Genomic DNA, 18,755 nt, shown 5'->3' on the forward strand with positions numbered 1-18,755 from the left:
GGCGGTGTCCGGTGGAGGTGAAGGTGGCGATCGTCATCAGTTGTCCCTTGTGTGCGGCGGTCGCGGGCACGCGCCGGGGCGCGCGCCCGCGACCGGGCGGTTCAGCGGTCGAGCTTGGCGACGGCGGCCCGCAACTGCGGTACGACGGCGGCGAGCGCGACCTTCAGGCCGGCGACGGTTCCGGCGGTGGCGCCCTGCATCGCCTCGCCCTCCGGGTCGAGGAACACGGTCCGACCGTCCTTGACGACGTCGAGGGAGGAGATCAGCGGGTCCTGCTGGATGGCGCTGATCGGGTAGCCGATCGTGGTCAGCACGGCGACCTGGGCGTCCATCGCCGGCACCTGCTCGACGGAGACCGGGGCGAAGAAGCCGGAGGCGGGCAGCGCGGCCACCGGCGGGTTGAGGGTGAAGCCGAGGTTGCCGTACATGTCGAAGCGGGCGTCGCCGGGCAGGTTGGCGCCGTACGCGTCGCCGAACTTGGAGCCGGAGACGATGGTGACGCCCTGGAAGGTCGGGTTCTCGCCGACGTACTTCGCGAAGGTGGCGTCGAGGTCGGCGATCAGCGCCTGGCCCTGCTCGACCCGGCCGAGGGCCTGGGCGATGAGCGTGGTGTGGGTACGCCAGTCGAGCGCGAAGTCGGGGGTGCCCTTCGGCGCGAACACGGTCGGGGCGATCTGGCTCAGCCGGGCGTACGCCTGGTCGTCGAACGCGCTGCGGGCGTTGAGGATGACGTCGGGTTCGAAGGACTGGATCTGCTCGTAGTTGAGCGTCTCGCCGCCGCGCTCGATGAGGGCCGGGGTCGAGTCGCCGAAGGCGGCGGTGGCCCAGGGGCCGACGCCCTTGCTGGCCTCGCCGTGGTCCTGCCAGTCGTAGATGGCGACCGGCTTGACGCCGAGCGACAGGGCGACCTCGCCGTCGGACCAGCCGAGGGCGACGACCTTGAGGTCGCCGTCGGCCGGCTTCGGGATCTCGACGAGGCCGTAGTTGGTCTCGACCGAGCCGAGCAGTTCGCCGCCGGACGGTCCGCCGTCGTCGCCGGTGGAGCAGGCGCCGGTGGCCAGCAGGACGGCCACCGCGGCGGCAGCGGCCGACCAGCGCGGGAACAGGCGGGAGATGCGCATGGGGTTTTCCTTAGTCGTAGTGGTGCGGGTGGGTCTCAGGACTCGGCGATGACGGCGCCGGTGGCCAGCGGGACGACGATCGGGGTGCCGGTCTCCGGGTCGGTGAGGATCCGGGCGCGTACGCCGAAGACCTCCTCGACCAGGCCGGCGGTGACCACCTCGCCCGGTGGTCCCTGGGCGACGACGGCGCCGCCCTTCATGGCGATGAGGTGGCTGGCGTAGCGGGCGGCCTGGTTGAGGTCGTGCAGGACGGCGACCAGGGTGCGGCCCCGCTGGTGCAGGGTCCGGCACAGGTCGAGTACGTCGATCTGGTGGGCGATGTCGAGGAACGTGGTCGGCTCGTCGAGCAGCACGATCGGGGTCTGCTGGGCGAGCACCATGGCGATCCAGACGCGCTGGCGCTGGCCGCCGGAGAGTTCGTCGACCGGCCGGGGGGCGAGCGCGGTCAGCCGGGTCGCCTCCAGCGCGGCCCGGACGGCGGCGTCGTCCTGTGCCGACCAGGAGCGGAAGAGGCGCTGGTGCGGGTAGCGGCCGCGGGCCACCAGGTCGACGACGGTGATCGCCTCCGGGGCGGTGGTGCTCTGCGGCAGCAGGCCGACCTTGCGGGCGAGTTCCTTGGTGCCCATGGAGCGTACGTCGGCGCCGTCGAGGAGCACGGTTCCGCGCTGCGGGGCGAGCAGCCGGGCCAGGCTGCGCAGCAGGGTCGACTTGCCGCAGGCGTTGGGGCCGACGATGACCGAGAACGAGTTGGGCGGTACGGCCAGGTCGAGGTCGTCGACGACGACGCGGGCGTCGTAGCCGATCCGCAGGCCGGTGACCTCCAGCCGGCGGGCCTGGTCGGCGGCGCCGGCGGGGGCGGGAGCGGCGGGGGCGGTCCCGGCTTCGGTGGTGACCATGTCAGGCCTTTCGGGTCCGGGCGGCGAGCAGCCAGACGAGGTAGACGCCGCCGAGCACGACGGTGACCACGCCGACGGGAAGCTGGGTGGGCGCGATCACGGTCCGGGCGACGAGGTCGCTGACGGTCAGCAGCACCGCGCCCATCAGGGCCGAGCAGGCCAGCGGGATGTGCGGGGTACGGGTCAGCCGGACGGCGAGTTGCGGGGCGAGCAGGGCGACGAAGGAGATCGGGCCGGCGACGGCGGTCACCACGGCGGTGAAGGTGACCCCGACGAGCAGGAGCCACACCCGCAGCCGGCCGGCGTCGAGGCCACGGCCGATCGCGGCGTCGTCGCCGAGGGGCAGCAGTCCCATCCCGCGTCCGAGCAGGGCGGTCACCGGGGCCAGGAGGAGCAGGGCGAGCGCGACCGGCACCAGTTGCGACCAGGTCGTCGTGTCCAGCGAGCCGGCGCCCCACATCGCCGCCGCGGCGGCCTGTTCGAGACTGAGGGTGATCAGCAGGTACGCGTTGACGGCGGCGAGCAGGGCGCTGACCCCGATGCCGACGACGATCAGGCGGTAGCCCTGCAGGCCCCGGCGCATCGCGAGCGCCCACACCAGCAGCCCGGTGCCGAGCCCGCCGAGGAGCGCGCCGACGATGGTGCCGAGGTACGAGCCACCGACCAGGACGCCGCTCAGCAGCGCCCCGGTGTACGCGCCGGTGTTGAAGCCGATGATGTCGGGGCTGCCGAGCGGGTTGCGGGTCAGGGTCTGGAACAGGGCGCCGCTGAGCGCGAGGGCGGCCCCGCCGAGCACCGCCATCAGGACGCGGGGCAACCGCCATTCGACGACGGTGCGCCGTACGGTGGTCTCGCCCTGGCCGGTCAGCGCGGCCCAGATCTGGGCCGGTGACAGTTCGGTCTGCCCGACGGTCAGCGACCAGGCGGCGACGCCGACGGCCACGGCGGCGAGGACCGCGCCGACGGTGAGGACCCGGGTGTCGATCCGCAGCCGGTACGAGTCGCCGAGGGACAGCACCCGGACGCGGCGCGGCCACAGCGGGGGCGGGCCGACGGTGGCCGGCGCGCTCACAGCGCCCTCGCCCGGCCTGCTCACAGTGCCCTCGCCTGCGGGCGCCGGACGAGCCAGATGAGCAGCGGGGCGCCGAGGAAGGCGACGACGATGCCGACCGGTACCTCGTTGGCGAGCAGTACCCGGCCGGCGATGTCGGCGGTGAGCATCAGCACCGGGGCGGTCAGGACGCAGAGCGGGACGACGCGCCGCTGGTCGGGGCCGGCGATCATCCGGACGGCGTGCGGCACCATCAGGCCGACGAACGACAGCGGCCCGACGGCGGCCGTCGCGGCGCCGCAGAGCAGGGCGATCGCGGCGAAGCCGGTGGCGCGTACGACGGCGGTCCGGGCGCCGAGGGACCGGGCGACGTCGTCGCCGAGGGCCAGCGCGTTCAGGCCGGCGGTGAGCATGAGCGCGAGCACGACGCCGATCACCAGGAACGGGGCGACGCCGACGACGACGTCGATCTGGCGGCCCTGCAGCGAGCCGGCCTGCCAGAACCGGATCCGGTCGAAGACGTCGGGGTGGGTGAGCGTGATGCCGTAGCTGAGGCCGGTGAAGACCGCGCCGACGGCGACGCCGGTCAGCACGATCTTGACCGGGTTCGTCCCCTGCCGGCCGGTCGAGCCGACCAGGTACACCAGGACGGAGGTGAGCATCGCGCCGAGCAGGGCGAACCACACGTACCCGGCGATGGAGGTCACGCCGAGGAGGCCGGCCGCGACGGCGACGAAGAAGAAGGCGCCGGAGTTGACGCCGAGGATGCCGGGGTCGGCCAGCGGGTTGCGGGTCAGCGCCTGGGTGACCGCGCCGGCGACGCCGAGTCCGGCGCCGACGAGGAGGGCCAGGATCGTGCGGGGTACGCGGTAGTCGCGGACGATGATCCCGGGCGGGGAGTCCGGGTCGACGCCGCGCAGCGCCTGCCAGCTCTGGGCGGCGGTGATGTCGCCGGAGCCGACGAAGAGGCTCAGCGTGACCAGGGCGAGCAGTGCCACGGCGATGCCGGCGAGCACGACGGCGCGACCGCCGCCGCTTCGTACGCGCGGCACGTCGCCCACGACGGCACCAATCGTCACCGGACCTCCAAGCCAGGTTTGCCTTGCCTAACTTAGGATGTCCTGGGGTGCGTCGCAATCCCGGCCCGGTGCCAGCGAATACGGCTAATCAGACAGCATGGCGCGGTACGCCCCCGGGCTACGCCCGACCACGGCGCGGAACGCCTCGATGAAGGAACTCGTCGTGTCGTACCCCACAGCCCCGGCGACGTCCGCCACGGACAACCCCTCGGCCAGCAACTGCTGCGCCCGGTAGACCCGCAGCATCGACCGCCAGCGGGTGAAGGAGACACCGGCCGAGGCGCTGAACGCGCGGGCCAGCGTACGACTGCTCAGGCCGGCCGACTCGGCCCACTCACGCAGCGAACGGCGGTCGCCCGGGTCGTCGACCAGCGCCCGGACCAGGTCGCCGATGCGCGGGTCGTCGGGGATCGCCCACCCCCACGACCGGCTCGACGGACGCAGCAGGTCGAACACGACCGCCTCCGCGCGCTGCCGGGCGCCGGTCGTCAGGTCGTCGGCGAGCAGGTGCTCCAACAATCCCTCGAGCAGCGGGGTGACCTCCAGCGCCACCGGCTCCGGCGAGCACACCACCGGCCCCGGCCGGGCGGTGTGCGGGGTGAAGAAGCTGGCGTGGAAGTCCGAGCCGGCCGCCGCCGTACCGGCGTGGACCACACCGGCCGGCATCCACACCCCGATCCCGGCCGGCAGCATCCACACCCGGTGACCGGCCGTCACCGACATCGACCCGCGCCGCACCCACAACAGCTCGTGTACGGGATGGCTGTGCGCCGCCCACTCCATGCTCCGGGACAGCAGGCCACGCTCACCGGCGATGACGAACTCGGCGTGCCGGTCCACGGGCACCGTCGCAGCACTCATCGGGCCATCCTGCACCGGCGGCGCGACCACTCCCCCCACGCCCTCCCCGGGACACACCCGCTGATCAGGGAGTTCCCCACGGATGGTCACATATAGTGCACACGGCGTCCGCCCGGGAGCACGAGCCGTCGCGGGCCGGACGGGCGAGGGAAGGCCGGTGACACCGTGGAGATGGAACTCGCCGTTCTCGGCGTGGCCGCGATCCTGATCATCGTGACGGTGGCGTACTTCGCTCCCCGGATCGGGGTCGCCGCCCCCATCGCCCTGGTCGTCGTCGGCATCGTCTGCAGCTACCTGCCCGGCACGCCCGAGTTCGCCGTCGACCCCGACCTGATCCTGATGGTCGTCCTGCCACCGATCCTCTACTCGGCGGCCGTCAACCTCCCGGCCAGCGACTTCCGGCGCAACTTCAAGGCCATCAGCAGCCTGGCCGTCCTGCTGGTGCTCGTCTCCGCCTTCGCCATCGGGTTCCTGCTGCACCTGCTGCTGCCCGACCTCGGCCTGGCCGCGGCCGTCGCGCTCGGGGCCGTCGTCAGCCCGCCGGACGCGGTGGCGGCCACCTCGATCGGCAAGCGGCTCGGACTGCCGCCCCGCCTGGTCACCGTCCTCGAGGGCGAGGGGCTGGTCAACGACGCGACCGCCCTGGTGATGCTGCGCTCGGCCGTCGCCGCGACCGCCGGGGTGGTGTCGTTCTGGGGCGTACTCGGCGACTTCGTCATCGCCGTCGCCGTCGGCCTGGTCGTCGGCCTGCTCGTCGGGCTGGTCACCGTGCAGGTCCGGGCCCGCGTCGACGAGCCGGTGCTGAACACCGCGATCTCGTTCGCGGTGCCGTTCCTGGCCTTCATCCCGGCCGAGGAACTGCACGCCTCCGGCGTCCTCGCCGTCGTCGTGGCCGGCCTGGTCACCGGGCACCAGAGCGCCCGGCACTTCAGCGCCCAGGCCAGGATCAGCGACCGCACCAACTGGCGCACCATCCAGCTGCTGCTGGAGAACGGCGTCTTCCTGCTGATGGGCTTCGAGATCACCACGATCGTCCACGACGTCGAGGACCAGCACCTGAGCGTCGCCGGGGCCGTCGCCGTCGGCCTCGCCGTGACCGCCGTACTGGTCGTCGTCCGGATCGCGTACGTCGTACCGCTGATCGCCTCGCTGCGCCACGACCAACGGCGGGCCGCCCGCCTGGCGCCGTACCTGAAGAACGCCCTGGCCCGGGTCGACGAACTTCAGCAGCGGACCACCGACGACGACCGGCGGCTACGCCGGCTCACCCGGCGGCTGCGCCGCAAGCAGGCCGACGCCAGCTTCCTGGCCGCCGAGGGACTCGGCTGGCGCGGCGGCGTCGTCATCGGCTGGTCCGGCATGCGCGGCGTGGTCACGCTGGCCGCCGCACAGTCGCTGCCCGCTGACCTGCCCCACCGGCCGCAGCTCATCCTGATCGCGTTCACCGTCGCCATCGTCACCCTGCTCGGCCAGGGCGGCACCCTGCCGCTGGTGATCCGAAAGCTACGGATAAGAGGCTCGGACGCCGACGCCGACCGGCGCGAACTCGCCAGCCTGATCGACGAGATCACCACCGTCGGCGGCGCCACGCTCGACAACCCCGACCTGCGCCAGGCCAACGGGCAACCCTTCGACCCGAAGGTGGTGGAACGGGTCCGGCACGACAACACCGCCATCGCCAAAGCCCTCGCCGAACCCCACGACCCGGCCGAACCCGGCCGGCTGCACCAGCGCCGCGAGCTACGCCGGCTGCTGCTCCAGGCGGCGCAGACGGCGCTGCTCGACGCCCGCGCCTCGGGCGTCTACAGCTCCCGGGCGCTGGAACACGCGCAGATCATCCTCGACAACGAGACGTCCCGCCTCGACACGGCCGGCCCCCGCCACTGACCGCCGGCGTCAGGCCGTGCCGACGAACTGGCTCACGTGGTAGGCGGTGCTGCGCCCGTCCGGGGTCCGGGTCCACTTCGAGACCATCAGGTGCAGGTTGTTGGTGCCGGTCGCCGACCACGGGTGGATGAAGCCGCCGTACAGGGCCGGCTCCTGCCAGTGCGTGACCTGGATCTTCTCCGCGGTCCAGACCCGGTCCGGGCCGGGCGCCGTACGGGTGACGATGTTGCCGGTGGCGCAGTTCAGGTAGGCCATCACCCAGGTGCCGTCGGCGAGCCGGCGCACCGACGGCTCCCCGAACCGGCCGGTCAGGATCGGCGTGCACGGCCGGCCCCAGCCCCAGTCACTGCCGTTCCAGCCCCAGCCCTCGTACGACTCGGGGAAGAACAGCCGGTCCCAGCGCACCCGGCGCAACATCATCGGGCCGTCCTGGCGCCCCGACCGCACCGAGAAGACGTAGACCCAGTCGCCGTGCCGCTGCATCGTCCACATCTGGAACGGGTCGGTGTTGTTGCCGTTGTTCCACCACTTCAGCGGCGTACGGATGAAGTCGTTGCCGTTGTCGGAGTAGGCCAGTCCGGCGTAGCGGGACTTCCACTGCGGGCCGGCCAGCCCGGCCGAGTGCCAGTTCTCGATGCTCATGTACGAGATCAGCTGCCGGCCGGTCTCGGGGAAGCTGATCCCGTCGTTGGGGATGACGGTCACCTCCCAGAGGCCGTCGATGCCGATCCCGTTGTGGCCGTTGTGCATCAGCTCCGGGGCCCGGCCGTTGCCGGCGACCCGGGCGGCGCTGTCGAAGACGACCCCGCCCGGGGCTCCCGGGTGGATGTTGGAGCGCAGCATGACCGGGGAACGCCAGTCGTTGGGCAGCGGCGGCCCCTCCGGCCACGGGGTGTCGAACGTGTCGCCGAGCAGGTAGCCGATCGAGCCGTTCTCCAGCACGTACGGGATGCCGAGGTCGGTGCCGGCGACCCGCCACCGGCTGTTGGTGTCGAGGTCGGCGCCGGTCAGGCGCTTCTTCCAGGTGGCGGCCTGCGCCCGGCCGGGCAGGGCCAGGGTCGGCACGACGGCCGCGGCCGCTCCGGTCGCGGCGACCTTACCCAGGAACGAACGACGATCGAGCGCCATGACCCCTCCTCGTTGAGATGGATCAATCTATCTCGCTCGATGTATTTTGTCATCGGCGCCGTACGGGTCAGACCGCGTGCCGGTACGCGGGGTAGGTGAGGTATCCGGCGTCGCCGCCGGCGTACCAGGTCGCCGGGTCATCCGGGGCGATCGGCAGTCCCTGGCGCAGCCGCTCGACGAGGTCGGGGTTGGCGATGAAGGCGCGGCCGAAGCTGATCAGGTCGGCCCCGAGGCCCAGCCAGCGGTCGGCGGCCGCCCGGTCCGTCGGACGCGGCCCCATCGGGAAGGCCGGATTCACCACCAGGGTGCCCGGCCAGGCGGCGCGGAGCCCGAGCAGCACCTCCTCGTCGGTGGTCGCCTCGAGGTGGACGTACGCCAGCCCGAGCGGCGCGAGTTCGGCGAGCAGTGCTCCGTACAGCTCGGGTACGTCGGTTTCCGTCGCGCCCCAGATGCCGGCACCGGGCGACAGCCGGATGCCGGTCCGGTGGCCGCCGACCGCCTCGACGGTCGCGGACACCGCCTCCACCGCGAACCGGATCCGGTTGCCGATCGACCCGCCGTAGCGGTCGGTGCGCAGGTTCGCGTCGGTGGAGAGGAACTGGCCGATGAGGTAGCCGTTCGCGCCGTGCAGTTCCACCCCGTCGAAGCCGGCGTCGACGGCCCGCCGGGCGGCGTCGGCGTAGGAGTGGGCGTGCTCGGACACCTCCGCGGTGGGAAGCGCCCGCGGGACCGGTGCCGGCTTCGGTCCGGTCGGGGTGAACACCTCGCCGACGGCCGGGACCTCGGACGGCCCGACCGGCCGCAGCCCCGTCGTCTCCGGGTGCGACACCCGGCCGCCGTGCATGATCTGGGCGAAGACGCGCCCGCCGTTGGCGTGCACCGCACCGGTGACCTGCCGCCAGGCCGTCACCTGCCCGTCGGTGTGCAGCCCCGGCGTTCCCGGGTTGGACTGCCCGACCAGGCTCGGCTGCACCCCCTCGGTCACGATGAGCCCGGCGGTGGCGCGCTGGGCGTAGTACGTCGCCATCGACGGCGTCGCCAGGCCGCCCGCGGCCGCGCGGACCCGGGTCATCGGGGCCATCACCACCCGGTTGGGCAGGTCCAGTTCGCCGAGTCGGTAGCGGTCGAAAAGAGTCGTCACAGTCCGCACTGCCTTCCAGACGTCTCACGGGAGCACGCCCGCCGACCGGGCGCCCGGCTACGCTAAAACCTGACACTGACGTCAGATGCAAGCGTTGAGACACGGGTTACCGCGGAGGCGGCATGCGGATCGGAGACCTCGCGGCACGGACGGGCGTGAGCGTGCGCTCCCTGCGCTACTACGAGGAGCAGGGCCTGCTCGTCAGCACCCGCAGTCCCAGCGGCCAGCGGCACTACACCGGCGACGAGATCGGGCGGGTGGCCTTCATCCAGCGCCTGTACGCCGCCGGACTCTCCAGCCGGACCATCGCCGACCTGCTGCCCTGCGTCGACTCACCCAGCGAGCAGAACTCCGACGAGGCGTTCGAACGGATGGTGCGGGAACGTGACCGCATCACCGGCCACATCGGGGAACTCACCACGGCCCGGGACGCCCTCGACCGGCTCATCGACGCCAACCGCGACCACCGCGCCCGCCTCCCCACCCTCACCCGCCTCCCGCCCCCGCCCCCCGCCCCCACCTCCCGTTGATCAAGGACTAGTTGCGCGACAAGCCCGACAGAGCGGGCACAGTTTGTCCATGATCGACGCTGCCCCCGCCGCGCCGCCACGGGCGGGGCGGCGGGTGGCGGGCGGGCTCAGAAGGCGAAGGTGGCTACGACGGGTGCGTGGTCGGACTCCGGATACTTCCGGTCGGTGCCGAAGGCGGCGGACTCGTCGTGCAGGATCTCATTGTGGATCTCCGAGCCCCGGTAGTGGGCCAGGAGGTTGCGGGTGACGAGCATGTGGTCGAGCATCTCGCCGCGCCCCTGGTGGAACAGGGTGTAACGGGATGAGGCAGGCACCGTGTGCTCGACCGGGACGAGCACCCGGTTGGTGAGGTCCGGGTTGACCTCTACCTCGACTCGATCAGCCAGATCCGGATGGACACCTGGTCACGCGGCCGGGTCACCCTCGTCGGCGACGCCGGCTACTCCCCCGGCCCGGCCGTCGGCGGCGGCACCGCCCTGGCCGTCCTCGGCGGATACGTCCTCGCCAACGAACTCGCGCTCGCCGGCGGCGACCACCACGCCGCCTTCCGCGGCTACGAACAGGTGATGCGGGAGCCGGTCGAGCGCGGCCGTCGGGTCGGGCCGAGCACGCTACGCCAACTCGTGCCCGGCACCCGGTCCGCCGCCCGGACCACACCCCACCTGATGCGCCTGTTCACCCGCCTCCCGCGCCGGGCGGCCCGCACCCTCTCCGCGCTCCAGGGCGCCGACCGCCGGCCCCTGGACGACCACTCGTCGACGAGACAGCCGACCCGATCCGGTGGCCCCGCGTAATTCGGGTTGCGGAACCGGACGGCGGCGACGTACGTTTGCCGCGATGTGAGCCGCTGACACCTTCCCGCGCCCGCGCCCGAGGCACTGCCCGGCGGGCGGAAGATCTCTTCCAGTCGGTGGTGTCCCATGCCTCAAGCAGCCCTGCTCGCCCATGACCTCGTCCGCACCCTCGGCACGCGCCGGGTGCTCGACGGCGTCTCACTGACCGCCGCGCCCGGCCACCGGATCGGGCTGATCGGAGAGAACGGCACCGGCAAGTCGACCCTGTTGCGGCTGCTCGCCGGCACCGACGAGCCCGACACCGGCACCGTCGTACGCCCCGCCGACCTCGGGTTCCTGCACCAGGAGATGCCGTTCCGGGCCGACGCGACGATCGCCGACGTGCTCGACGACGCCCTGCGCGAGGCCCGCGCGGATCTCGCCGAACTCGACCGGCTCACCGCCGCGCTCGCCGACCTCCCGCCGGACTCGCCCGGCTACGCCGACCTGCTCGCCGCGTACGGCGAACGGCTCGACCGGGCGCAGGAACACGACGCCTGGGACGCCGACCGGCGGGCCGAGATCGTCCTCGCCGGGCTCGGCCTCGGCGCGATGACGCACGACCGTACCCTCGGGTCGCTGTCCGGCGGGCAGCGCGGCCGGCTCGCCCTGGCGGCGCTGCTCGTCCGCCGGCCCGTGGCACTGCTGCTCGACGAACCCACCAACCACCTCGACGACGACGCCGCGGCGTTCCTCGAGGAGCAGCTGCGCGGCCTGCCCGGGGTGGTCGTGGTGGCCAGCCACGACCGGGCCTTCCTCGACGCCGTCTGCACCGACCTGGTCGACCTCGACCCGGCGCTGGACGGCCCCACCCGGTTCGGCGGCAACTACACCGACTACCAGGCACACAAGCGGGCCGAACGGGAACGCTGGCAGCGGCGCTTCGCCGAGGAGCAGGAGGAACTCGCCGAGCTGCGGCGCTCCGCCAGCGTGACCGCGCACCAGGTGGCGCCCGGCCGGGCCCGGCGCGACAACGAGAAGATGGGGTTCGGCCACACCACCGGCCGGGTCCAGAACCAGATCTCGCGCCGGGTCCGCAACGCCACCCGCCGCCTCGACGAACTCGAACGCGACCAGGTCCGCAAGCCGCCGGAGCCACTGCGGTTCCGGGCCACCGCGCTCGCCACCGGGTCGGCCGCCGGGCTGCTGGTGTCGCTGCGCGACGTGGAGGTGCCCGGCCGGCTGCGCCTCGACCGCCTGGACGTGTCGGACACCGACCGGGTGCTGGTCACCGGGGCGAACGGGGCGGGCAAGTCGACGCTGCTCGCGGTGCTGGCCGGACACCTGCCGGCCGCCGGCGGGATCCAGCGGCGGTCCGGGCTGAAGGTCGGCCTGCTGGCGCAGGACACCGTCTTCGAGCGGCCGGACCGTTCCGTGCGGGAGACGTACGAGCTGGCGCTCGGCCCCGCCCGTGCCGAGGCCGTACCGCTGCGGTCGCTCGGTCTGATCCGGCCCCGGGACATCGCCAGCCCGGTCGGTGACCTGTCGGTGGGCCAGCGCCGCCGGCTCGCGCTGGCACTGCTCGTGGCCGACCCGCCCGAACTGCTGCTGCTCGACGAGCCCACCAACCACCTGTCGCCCCGGCTCGCCGACGAGTTGGAGGAGGCGCTCGGCACCGGTCCCGGCGCCGTCGTGGTCGCCAGCCACGACCGGTGGCTGCGCGCCCGCTGGCCGGGGCGTGAGGTCCGGCTCACCGGGCCGGTCACCACCGCCTGACCCGCCGGTCGTCTCCTACAATTGCGGGCCGATCCGAAGGAGACCCGGGTGTCGCGAGCAGCGCAGGGGCTGGTGGCCGGCCTGGAACGGCACCAGGTCGCGGTCTACGTCGGGGCGATCGTGGCCGGTGCCGTGGCGGGCCGGGTCCTGCCCGGAGCCGGACCGGGACTCGAACACGCGATCAACCCGGTGCTGGCGGCCCTGCTGTACGTGACGTTCCTGCAGGTGCCGGTCGCCGACCTGGCCCGGTCGCTGCGGGCCGGCCGGTTCCTGGCGGCCGCGCTGGCCGTCAACTTCGTGGTGGTGCCGCTGGTGGTCGCCGCGATGTTCGCGTTCCTCCCCGCCGACCGGGCCGTACGGCTGGGGGTGCTCCTGGTCCTGCTGACCCCGTGCGTCGACTACGTCATCGTGTTCAGTGGCCTGGCCGGCGGCAGCCGGCAGCGGCTGCTGGCGGCGACGCCGCTGCTGCTGCTCGCCCAGTTGCTGCTGCTGCCCGGCTACCTCTACCTGTTCATGGGGCCGGACCTGGCCGGGATCGTCGAGACGGGGCCGTTCGTCGAGGCGTTCGTCGTGCTGATCGCCGTACCGCTGGCGCTGGCCTGGCTGACCCAGGCGTGGGCCGCCCGGCGGCCGGCCGGGCGGCGGTTCGCCGGTGCCGCCGGCACGGCGATGGTGCCGCTGATGGCGGCGACCCTGCTGACCGTGGTCGCCTCGCAGGTCCCCAAGCTCGACGACCGCGTCGCCGACGTCGCCCGGGTCGTGCCGTTCTACGTGGCGTTCCTGGTCGTGATGGCGTTCGCCGGCCTCGCCGTCGCCCGGCTGTTCCGGCTGGACGTCCCCGACGGCCGGGCGATCGTGTTCAGCGGCGCGACCCGCAACTCGCTGGTCGTGCTGCCGCTGGCCCTGGCCCTGCCGGACCAGTTCGCGGTCGCGGCCCTGGTGGTCGTCACCCAGACCCTGGTCGAGGTGGTCGGCATGGTGGTCTACGTCCGTACGGTCCCACGCCTGCTGCCGCACCGCTGACCGGGGCGTACCCGCGGTAGCCGCAGGGTTCACCGGTTGTTCGCCGGCCGTCCACCGTGGAGCGGTTGGAGGGCGGCCACCATTCGGCCGTGATGCGGCCTCGGAACATAGTGATCGTGGTTACCGTCCTGGCGGTGCTCGGAGCCGCCGTCGGTTACCTGCTCGCGGGATCCGACCCGGCGACGGTACGCGGTGTCGTCGGCACCGAGAAGGCGACGTTCTTCGCCGACCCGCGGGTACAGGAGGCGTTCGAGAAACACGGGCTCCGGCTGGAGATCGACGCGCGCGGTTCCCGGGAGATGGCCACCACCGACGCGCTGGCCGGATACGACTTCGGCTTCCCGGCCAGCGCGCAGGCCGCCGACTCCGTCTCCCGGGCCCGGCCGGCCAGCGGCACGTACGAGCCGTTCGGGTCGCCGCTGGCGGTCGCCACGTTCACCTCCATCGTCGACCTGCTCGCGCAGGAGGGCGTCGCCCGGCGCGGCGGGGCCGGGCACTGGATGCTGGACCTGGCCGCGTACCTCGACCTGGCCGGCCGTGACCTGCGCTGGGACCAGATCGCCGGCAACGTCGCCTACCCGGCCCGGCGGGACGTGCTGGTGACCACGACGCACCCCGGCTATTCCGGTTCGGCGGCCGGATACGCCTGGCTCGCCGCCACCCACCTCGGCCCCGACGGGCTCGACCAGGTGGCGAAGCTCTTCACCGACCAGGGCGGGCTCGAGCGGTCCACCGGAGACCCGTTCGAGAGGTACCTGACCCAGGGCCTCAACTTCGCCCCGCTGGTGCTCGCCTACGAGGCCCAGTACATCGAGGCGGCGACCGCCGGGACGCTGCCGCCGGGCGCCACCCTGATGTACCTCTCCCCCACCCTGCTCAGCACGCACACCGTGGTCGCGTTCACCGAACAGGGCGACGAGGTCGGCCGGCTGCTGGCCACCGACCCGACGCTGCGGTCACTCGCGGCCGAGCACGGCTACCGCACCGGCGACGAGGGCGCCTTCGCCGACGTGCTCGACCGGCTGGCCGGCGCCGGGACACCGCTGCCCGCCCAGCTTCCCGAAGCCGCCCCCGCACCCGACCCGGCCGCGTTCGAGGCCATGCTCACCACCCTCGACCAGCACCTACGACAGTGACGACAAGGAGGACTCTCGTGCGCCGTACGCCCCGACTGGTGCTGGCCGCCGTGCTGCTCGCACTCGCGACCGCCTGCACCGCCGACCCGGCACCGACCACGCCGGCCGGTGGATCCGAGGACCCGTACCTGCGCGGTTCGGGCACCCTGCGGGTGCTCGCCGGCAGCGAACTGGCCGACCTGCGCCCGATCCTCGACGAGGCGCGGGAGGCGACCGGCGTCACCGTGCAACTCACCGAGATCGGCACCCTCGACGGGATCGAACGGGTCGCCAGCGGCGCGGCCGCGCGCGACCACGACGCGATCTGGTTCTCCAGCAACCGCTACCTCGAACTGCATCCGGACGCCGGCGACAAGATCGGCGTCGACGCCAAGGTGGCGAACTCACCGGTGGTGCTGGGGCTGCGGACCTCGACGGCGCAACGGCTCGGCTGGGACAAGAACCGCCCGACGTGGAGCGAGATCGCCGCGGCGGCCGGCGAGGGCGAGTTCACGTACGGGATGACCAGCCCGGCGACCTCCAACTCCGGTTACTCGGCCCTGGTCGGGGTGGCCGCCGCCCTGGCCGGCACCGGCCGGGCGCTGACCACCGACGAGATCACCGCGCTGACGCCCCGGTTGCAGTCGTTCTTCACCGGGCACGCCCTGACGTCCGGGTCGTCCGGCTGGCTCGCGGACGCGTACGTGCACCGGCAGACCGCCGGCGTCCCGCTGGACGGCCTCATCAACTACGAGTCGGTGCTGCTGTCACTCAACGCCGGCGGCCGGCTGTCCGAGCCGCTCACCGTGATCTACCCCGCCGACGGGGTGGTCACCGCCGACTACCCGCTGACCCTGCTCGCCGGCGCTGGCGAGCAGGCCCGGGCCAACCACGCCGCGATCGCCGACTTCCTGCGCCGGCCGTCGACCCAGGCCAAGATCATGGAGCGGACGCACCGCCGGCCGGCCGTCACCGGGATCAGCCTGGCCAGCGACTTCGGCCCCACCGACGGCGGCCTGGTCGAGCTGCCGTTCCCGACCCGCTACGAGGTCGCGAACAAGCTCGTGTCGAGCTTCGGTGACACGCTGCGCAAACCGGCCCGCACCATCTACCTGCTCGACCTGTCCGGGTCGATGCGCGGCAACCGCCTGGAGGGACTGCAGTCCGCCCTGCTCGGGCTCTCCGGCGCGGACACCTCGCTGTCCGGCGAACTGACCCGGTTCAACGGTCGCGAGCAGGTGATCCTCGTGCCGTTCAGCACCACGGTCCAGGAGCCGCGCCGGTTCGACGTACCGTCCGACGACCCGCGGCCGACCCTCGACCGGATCCGCGCCGACGTACAGGGGTTCTCCGCCAACGGCGACACCGCGATCTACGACGCGCTCGCCCGGGGCCTGGAACTGGCCCGCGACCTCGACACGGCCGATCCGGGCCGGTTCACCAGCGTCGTGCTGCTGACCGACGGGGAGCGTACGGTGGGCCGGAGCCTGGACGCGTTCCGGAGCCTGCACGCCGGGCTGCCGGCCACGATCCGGTCGGTGCCGGTCTTCACCCTGCTGTTCGGCGAGGGGAACGTCGGCGAGATGACCGAGATCGCCACGCTGACCGGGGGACGTACGTTCGACGCGCGGACCGGCTCGCTCGGCGCGGTGTTCAAGGAGATCCGCGGCTACCAGTGACCGGTTCCGCGGACTCCGGCGGGCGGTGTCCGTGCGGGGAGGGGCAGGGTCGCTGTCGCCGTCCACAGCGAATTCGGCGTAGGAACAGCGAATTCGCTGTGGACCCCGGCAGGGATACCCGGCCGCCGGACGCTCGGCTTCCGCGCGAGTGCCGGCGCCGCAGGCTTTCCCTTGATCGACGCGAGTCCCAGACCGGGTTCCCCCGCGCACCCCGCCCGACGGTCAGCGCACCGGGTCGTGGGTGCCATGGGGTACGCCGGGACGGCAGCGGCGCACCCGTTCGGCGGCCATCCGGCCACCGGCCGCCAGCCCGTGCCGTTCCACCGCTGTCAGGCCGTACGCGCCGCAGGTCGGGGTGAAGTGGCACCGCCCCGGCCAGTGCGGCGACAGCCACCGCCGGTAGCCCCGGATCGCCGCCACCCCCGCCCGGTCCACCGCCGGCGCCCGGGTCACCGCCGCCGTCGTCGAACCGAGCATCAGCAGGGTCGAGAACAGCCCGAACCCGCAGCAGTCACAGCAGCCGTCCGGATTCTTGGACTTGTGCTGCCGGTTGAACCTGTCCTGCTGCCGGCGGTTCTCCCTCGCCTGCTCCCAGAAACGCCGGAACCCGCTACTCATGATCCATAAGTACCACAGCCGCGCTCCCTGCCCGCGGGTGACCGGCCGGCCCGGCACCCCCTACCCGGGTATGACCGCCGGTTGGTCCCGTGGTGGCACGACGGCCCGCCACCAGGGCCGTACGCTGCGGATGATGGACGATCCGATCGACGCGCTCCGGGCCGCGCCGCGGGACCTGCGGCGGCTGCTCGTCGGTCCGGACTACCCGCCGTACCGCGCCGAGCCGGCCGGGCGGTGGCGGCGCTTCCGGCCCTACCTGGTGCAGGCCGGGCTGCTCGGCCTGATCGGGCTGACCGTCGCGGCGGCGCAGTACCTTCAGGACGCCAGGGGGCTGCCCGAACCGGCCGCGATCGCGCTCGGCATCGGCGCCACCCTGCCGGCCGGGATCGCCCTGCGGTCGCCGCTCTGGGCCTGGCGGCTCGGCTACCTGATGCTCTTCCTGGGCACGCTGCACGCCCGACAGGAAGAGTCCTGGCCGTGGAACCCGGTGCAGATCTTCGGATTCCTGTTCGTGCTCGTCCTGCTCGCCGTCCGCGCCGACGCCGGCGTCGCCGCCTGGGCCGGACTGCTCACCCTGCTGCCGGTCTACCTGTTGGTCCCGACGCTGGCCAACGCGCACGGCGTCACGGTTCTCGTCGCCGTGACCCTGGTCGTCGGCGACCAGGTCCGCCGGCGCCGGCAGAGCCAGCGGGCGCTGGTCGAGCAGGCCGAGGTGAGCGAACTGGAGAAGGCCCGCCGCGCGGTGCTCGAGGAACGGACCCGGATAGCGCGGGAGCTGCACGACGTGGTGGCCCATCACATGTCGATGATCGCGGTGCAGGCGGAGACGGCACCGTACCGGCTGGAATCGGTGCCCGATCCGGCGCGCGCCGAGTTCGCGGCGATCGCCGGATCGGCCCGCGACGCCCTCACCGACATGCGCCGGCTGCTCGGGGTGCTGCGCAGTGACGCCACCGATCCGCAGACGGCGCCGCAGCCCGGTCTGGTCGACGTCCCCGAACTGGTCGAGGCGGCCCGGCGGGCCGGCATGACGGTGACCCTGGAGGGTGATCCGGTGGGTACCCCGGCGCCGCCGGAGGCGGTCGGATTGACCGCGTACCGGATCGTGCAGGAGGCACTGGCCAACGCCGCCCGGCACGCACCGGGCGCGGCGGTCCGGGTCGCCCTGCTGCCCGGTGTCGGGGAGCTGGCGCTACGGGTCGAGAACGGCCCGTACTCCGGTGTCACCGGGCCGGCCGGGCACGGGCTGACCGGCATGCGCGAGCGGGCCCGGCTGCTCGACGGCAGCTTCCACGCCGGCCCGGTGGACAGCGGCGGCTTCCTGGTCGTCGCGCGGCTGCCGTACGCGGCCGGCCCACGACCCGGCGGCATCGAGGTGGAAGAGCGGGGGCGGGATCGATGATCCGGGTGTTGATCGCGGACGACCAGGCGATGGTCCGGCAGGGCTTCGGCGCCCTGCTCGCCGCCCAGCCCGACCTGCTGGTCGTGGGCGACGCGGCCAACGGCGCCGAGGCGGTCGCCGCCGCCCGCCGGCTGAACCCGGACGTGGTGCTGATGGACGTCCGGATGCCCGTGCTGGACGGCCTCGCCGCGACCCGGCAACTGCTCGGCGACCGGCCCGCCGTGGACCACCCCCGGGTGCTCATCCTGACCACCTTCGACCTGGACGACTACGTCTACGCGGCGCTGCGGGCGGGGGCCAGCGGCTTCCTGCTCAAGGACGCGCCGGCCGCCGAACTGGTGCACGCCGTCCGGGTGGTCGCGGCGGGCGACGCGCTCCTGGCCCCGGCGGTGACCCGGCGGCTGATCGCCGAGTTCGCCGCCCGGCCGGGCCGGGACCGGCCGCGTCCGGTGTCGCTGGCCGGGCTCACCGCCCGGGAGACCGAGGTGCTGCGGCTGATCGCCCGGGGCCGCTCGAACTCGGAGATCGCCGCCGACCTCGTGGTCGCCGAACAGACCGTCAAGACCCATGTCGGGCGGATCCTGGCCAAGCTGAACCTGCGCGACCGCGCCCAGGCGGTGGTGACCGCGTACGAGTCGGGTCTGGTCACCGCCGGCGAGTAGCTCCACGGGTCTA

General features: G+C 73.2%; 18 protein-coding genes. 9 read left to right on the forward strand and 9 right to left on the reverse strand.

What is annotated here, in order from left to right; translation table 11 throughout:
- Positions 1 to 101: 101 nt before the first annotated feature.
- From AB0M79_RS01820 to AB0M79_RS01840, 5 genes are all read right to left on the reverse strand, one after another.
- Positions 102 to 1,121 (reverse strand): ABC transporter substrate-binding protein, encoded by a 1,020-nt coding sequence (locus AB0M79_RS01820; RefSeq protein ID WP_364206798.1) that lies wholly within the window; start codon positions 1,119 to 1,121, stop codon positions 102 to 104.
- Positions 1,122 to 1,156: 35 nt separating this feature from the next.
- The gene (locus AB0M79_RS01825; protein WP_364207596.1) at positions 1,157 to 1,930 is read right to left on the reverse strand and encodes an ABC transporter ATP-binding protein; all 774 of its coding nucleotides are present in this window, start codon (positions 1,928 to 1,930) and stop codon (positions 1,157 to 1,159) included.
- A gap of 88 nt (positions 1,931 to 2,018) precedes the next feature.
- Positions 2,019 to 3,089, reverse strand: a complete 1,071-nt coding sequence (locus AB0M79_RS01830; RefSeq protein ID WP_364206800.1) for an iron chelate uptake ABC transporter family permease subunit — start codon at positions 3,087 to 3,089, stop codon at positions 2,019 to 2,021.
- Between the two features lie 20 nt (positions 3,090 to 3,109).
- Positions 3,110 to 4,147, reverse strand: a complete 1,038-nt coding sequence (locus AB0M79_RS01835; RefSeq protein WP_364206802.1) for an iron chelate uptake ABC transporter family permease subunit — start codon at positions 4,145 to 4,147, stop codon at positions 3,110 to 3,112.
- Positions 4,148 to 4,231: 84 nt separating this feature from the next.
- A complete protein-coding gene (locus AB0M79_RS01840) occupies positions 4,232 to 5,008 on the reverse strand; it encodes an AraC family transcriptional regulator (protein WP_364206804.1) in 777 nt (258 codons plus the stop codon).
- A gap of 171 nt (positions 5,009 to 5,179) precedes the next feature.
- Between AB0M79_RS01840 and AB0M79_RS01845 the strand changes: the two genes are divergently transcribed.
- Complete coding sequence (locus tag AB0M79_RS01845; RefSeq protein WP_364206806.1) at positions 5,180 to 6,895, forward strand: cation:proton antiporter; 1,716 nt, start codon at positions 5,180 to 5,182, stop codon at positions 6,893 to 6,895.
- Positions 6,896 to 6,904: 9 nt separating this feature from the next.
- Here AB0M79_RS01845 and AB0M79_RS01850 read toward each other — a convergent pair whose 3' ends face one another.
- Complete coding sequence (locus AB0M79_RS01850) at positions 6,905 to 8,023, reverse strand: DUF4185 domain-containing protein (protein ID WP_364206808.1); 1,119 nt, start codon at positions 8,021 to 8,023, stop codon at positions 6,905 to 6,907.
- A 67-nt stretch (positions 8,024 to 8,090) separates the two neighbouring features.
- Positions 8,091 to 9,164, reverse strand: a complete 1,074-nt coding sequence (locus AB0M79_RS01855) for an alkene reductase (protein ID WP_364206810.1) — start codon at positions 9,162 to 9,164, stop codon at positions 8,091 to 8,093.
- 122 nt (positions 9,165 to 9,286) lie between these two features.
- Between AB0M79_RS01855 and AB0M79_RS01860 the strand changes: the two genes are divergently transcribed.
- Positions 9,287 to 9,694: a MerR family transcriptional regulator gene (locus tag AB0M79_RS01860; protein ID WP_364206812.1), complete on the forward strand. Its 408-nt coding sequence runs from the start codon at positions 9,287 to 9,289 to the stop codon at positions 9,692 to 9,694.
- Between the two features lie 107 nt (positions 9,695 to 9,801).
- Here AB0M79_RS01860 and AB0M79_RS01865 read toward each other — a convergent pair whose 3' ends face one another.
- Complete coding sequence (locus tag AB0M79_RS01865; protein ID WP_364206814.1) at positions 9,802 to 10,008, reverse strand: hypothetical protein; 207 nt, start codon at positions 10,006 to 10,008, stop codon at positions 9,802 to 9,804.
- 3 nt (positions 10,009 to 10,011) lie between these two features.
- On the opposite strand from AB0M79_RS01865, the gene AB0M79_RS01870 reads away from it, so the two are divergent.
- The 5 genes from AB0M79_RS01870 to AB0M79_RS01890 all read left to right on the forward strand — a co-directional run bounded on the left by AB0M79_RS01870 (position 10,012) and on the right by AB0M79_RS01890 (position 16,060).
- Positions 10,012 to 10,488, forward strand: coding sequence for a hypothetical protein (locus tag AB0M79_RS01870; protein ID WP_364206816.1), 477 nt, complete (start codon positions 10,012 to 10,014; stop codon positions 10,486 to 10,488).
- A gap of 126 nt (positions 10,489 to 10,614) precedes the next feature.
- Positions 10,615 to 12,243 carry an ABC-F family ATP-binding cassette domain-containing protein gene (locus AB0M79_RS01875; protein ID WP_364206818.1) on the forward strand — a complete coding sequence of 543 codons (1,629 nt, stop codon included), beginning with the start codon at positions 10,615 to 10,617 and terminating at the stop codon, positions 12,241 to 12,243.
- Between the two features lie 48 nt (positions 12,244 to 12,291).
- Positions 12,292 to 13,266, forward strand: a complete 975-nt coding sequence (locus AB0M79_RS01880; protein WP_364206820.1) for a bile acid:sodium symporter — start codon at positions 12,292 to 12,294, stop codon at positions 13,264 to 13,266.
- Positions 13,267 to 13,382: 116 nt separating this feature from the next.
- Positions 13,383 to 14,402 (forward strand): hypothetical protein, encoded by a 1,020-nt coding sequence (locus AB0M79_RS01885; protein ID WP_364206822.1) that lies wholly within the window; start codon positions 13,383 to 13,385, stop codon positions 14,400 to 14,402.
- 17 nt (positions 14,403 to 14,419) lie between these two features.
- Entirely contained in the window at positions 14,420 to 16,060 is a 1,641-nt protein-coding gene (locus tag AB0M79_RS01890; RefSeq protein WP_364206823.1) for a VWA domain-containing protein, read from the forward strand.
- Positions 16,061 to 16,282: 222 nt separating this feature from the next.
- Here AB0M79_RS01890 and yidD read toward each other — a convergent pair whose 3' ends face one another.
- Entirely contained in the window at positions 16,283 to 16,678 is a 396-nt protein-coding gene (gene yidD / locus AB0M79_RS01895) for a membrane protein insertion efficiency factor YidD (protein ID WP_364206825.1), read from the reverse strand.
- Between the two features lie 133 nt (positions 16,679 to 16,811).
- Here yidD and AB0M79_RS01900 point away from each other — a divergent pair, with 133 nt between their 5' ends.
- A complete protein-coding gene (locus AB0M79_RS01900; protein WP_364206827.1) occupies positions 16,812 to 18,080 on the forward strand; it encodes a histidine kinase in 1,269 nt (422 codons plus the stop codon).
- Positions 18,077 to 18,742 (forward strand): response regulator transcription factor, encoded by a 666-nt coding sequence (locus AB0M79_RS01905; RefSeq protein WP_364206829.1) that lies wholly within the window; start codon positions 18,077 to 18,079, stop codon positions 18,740 to 18,742. The genes AB0M79_RS01900 and AB0M79_RS01905 overlap by 4 nt, the downstream gene beginning before the upstream one ends.
- Positions 18,743 to 18,755 lie beyond the last annotated feature (13 nt).

The organism is Polymorphospora sp. NPDC051019 (assembly GCF_040683055.1).
Taxonomy (GTDB): domain Bacteria; phylum Actinomycetota; class Actinomycetes; order Mycobacteriales; family Micromonosporaceae; genus Polymorphospora; species Polymorphospora lycopeni.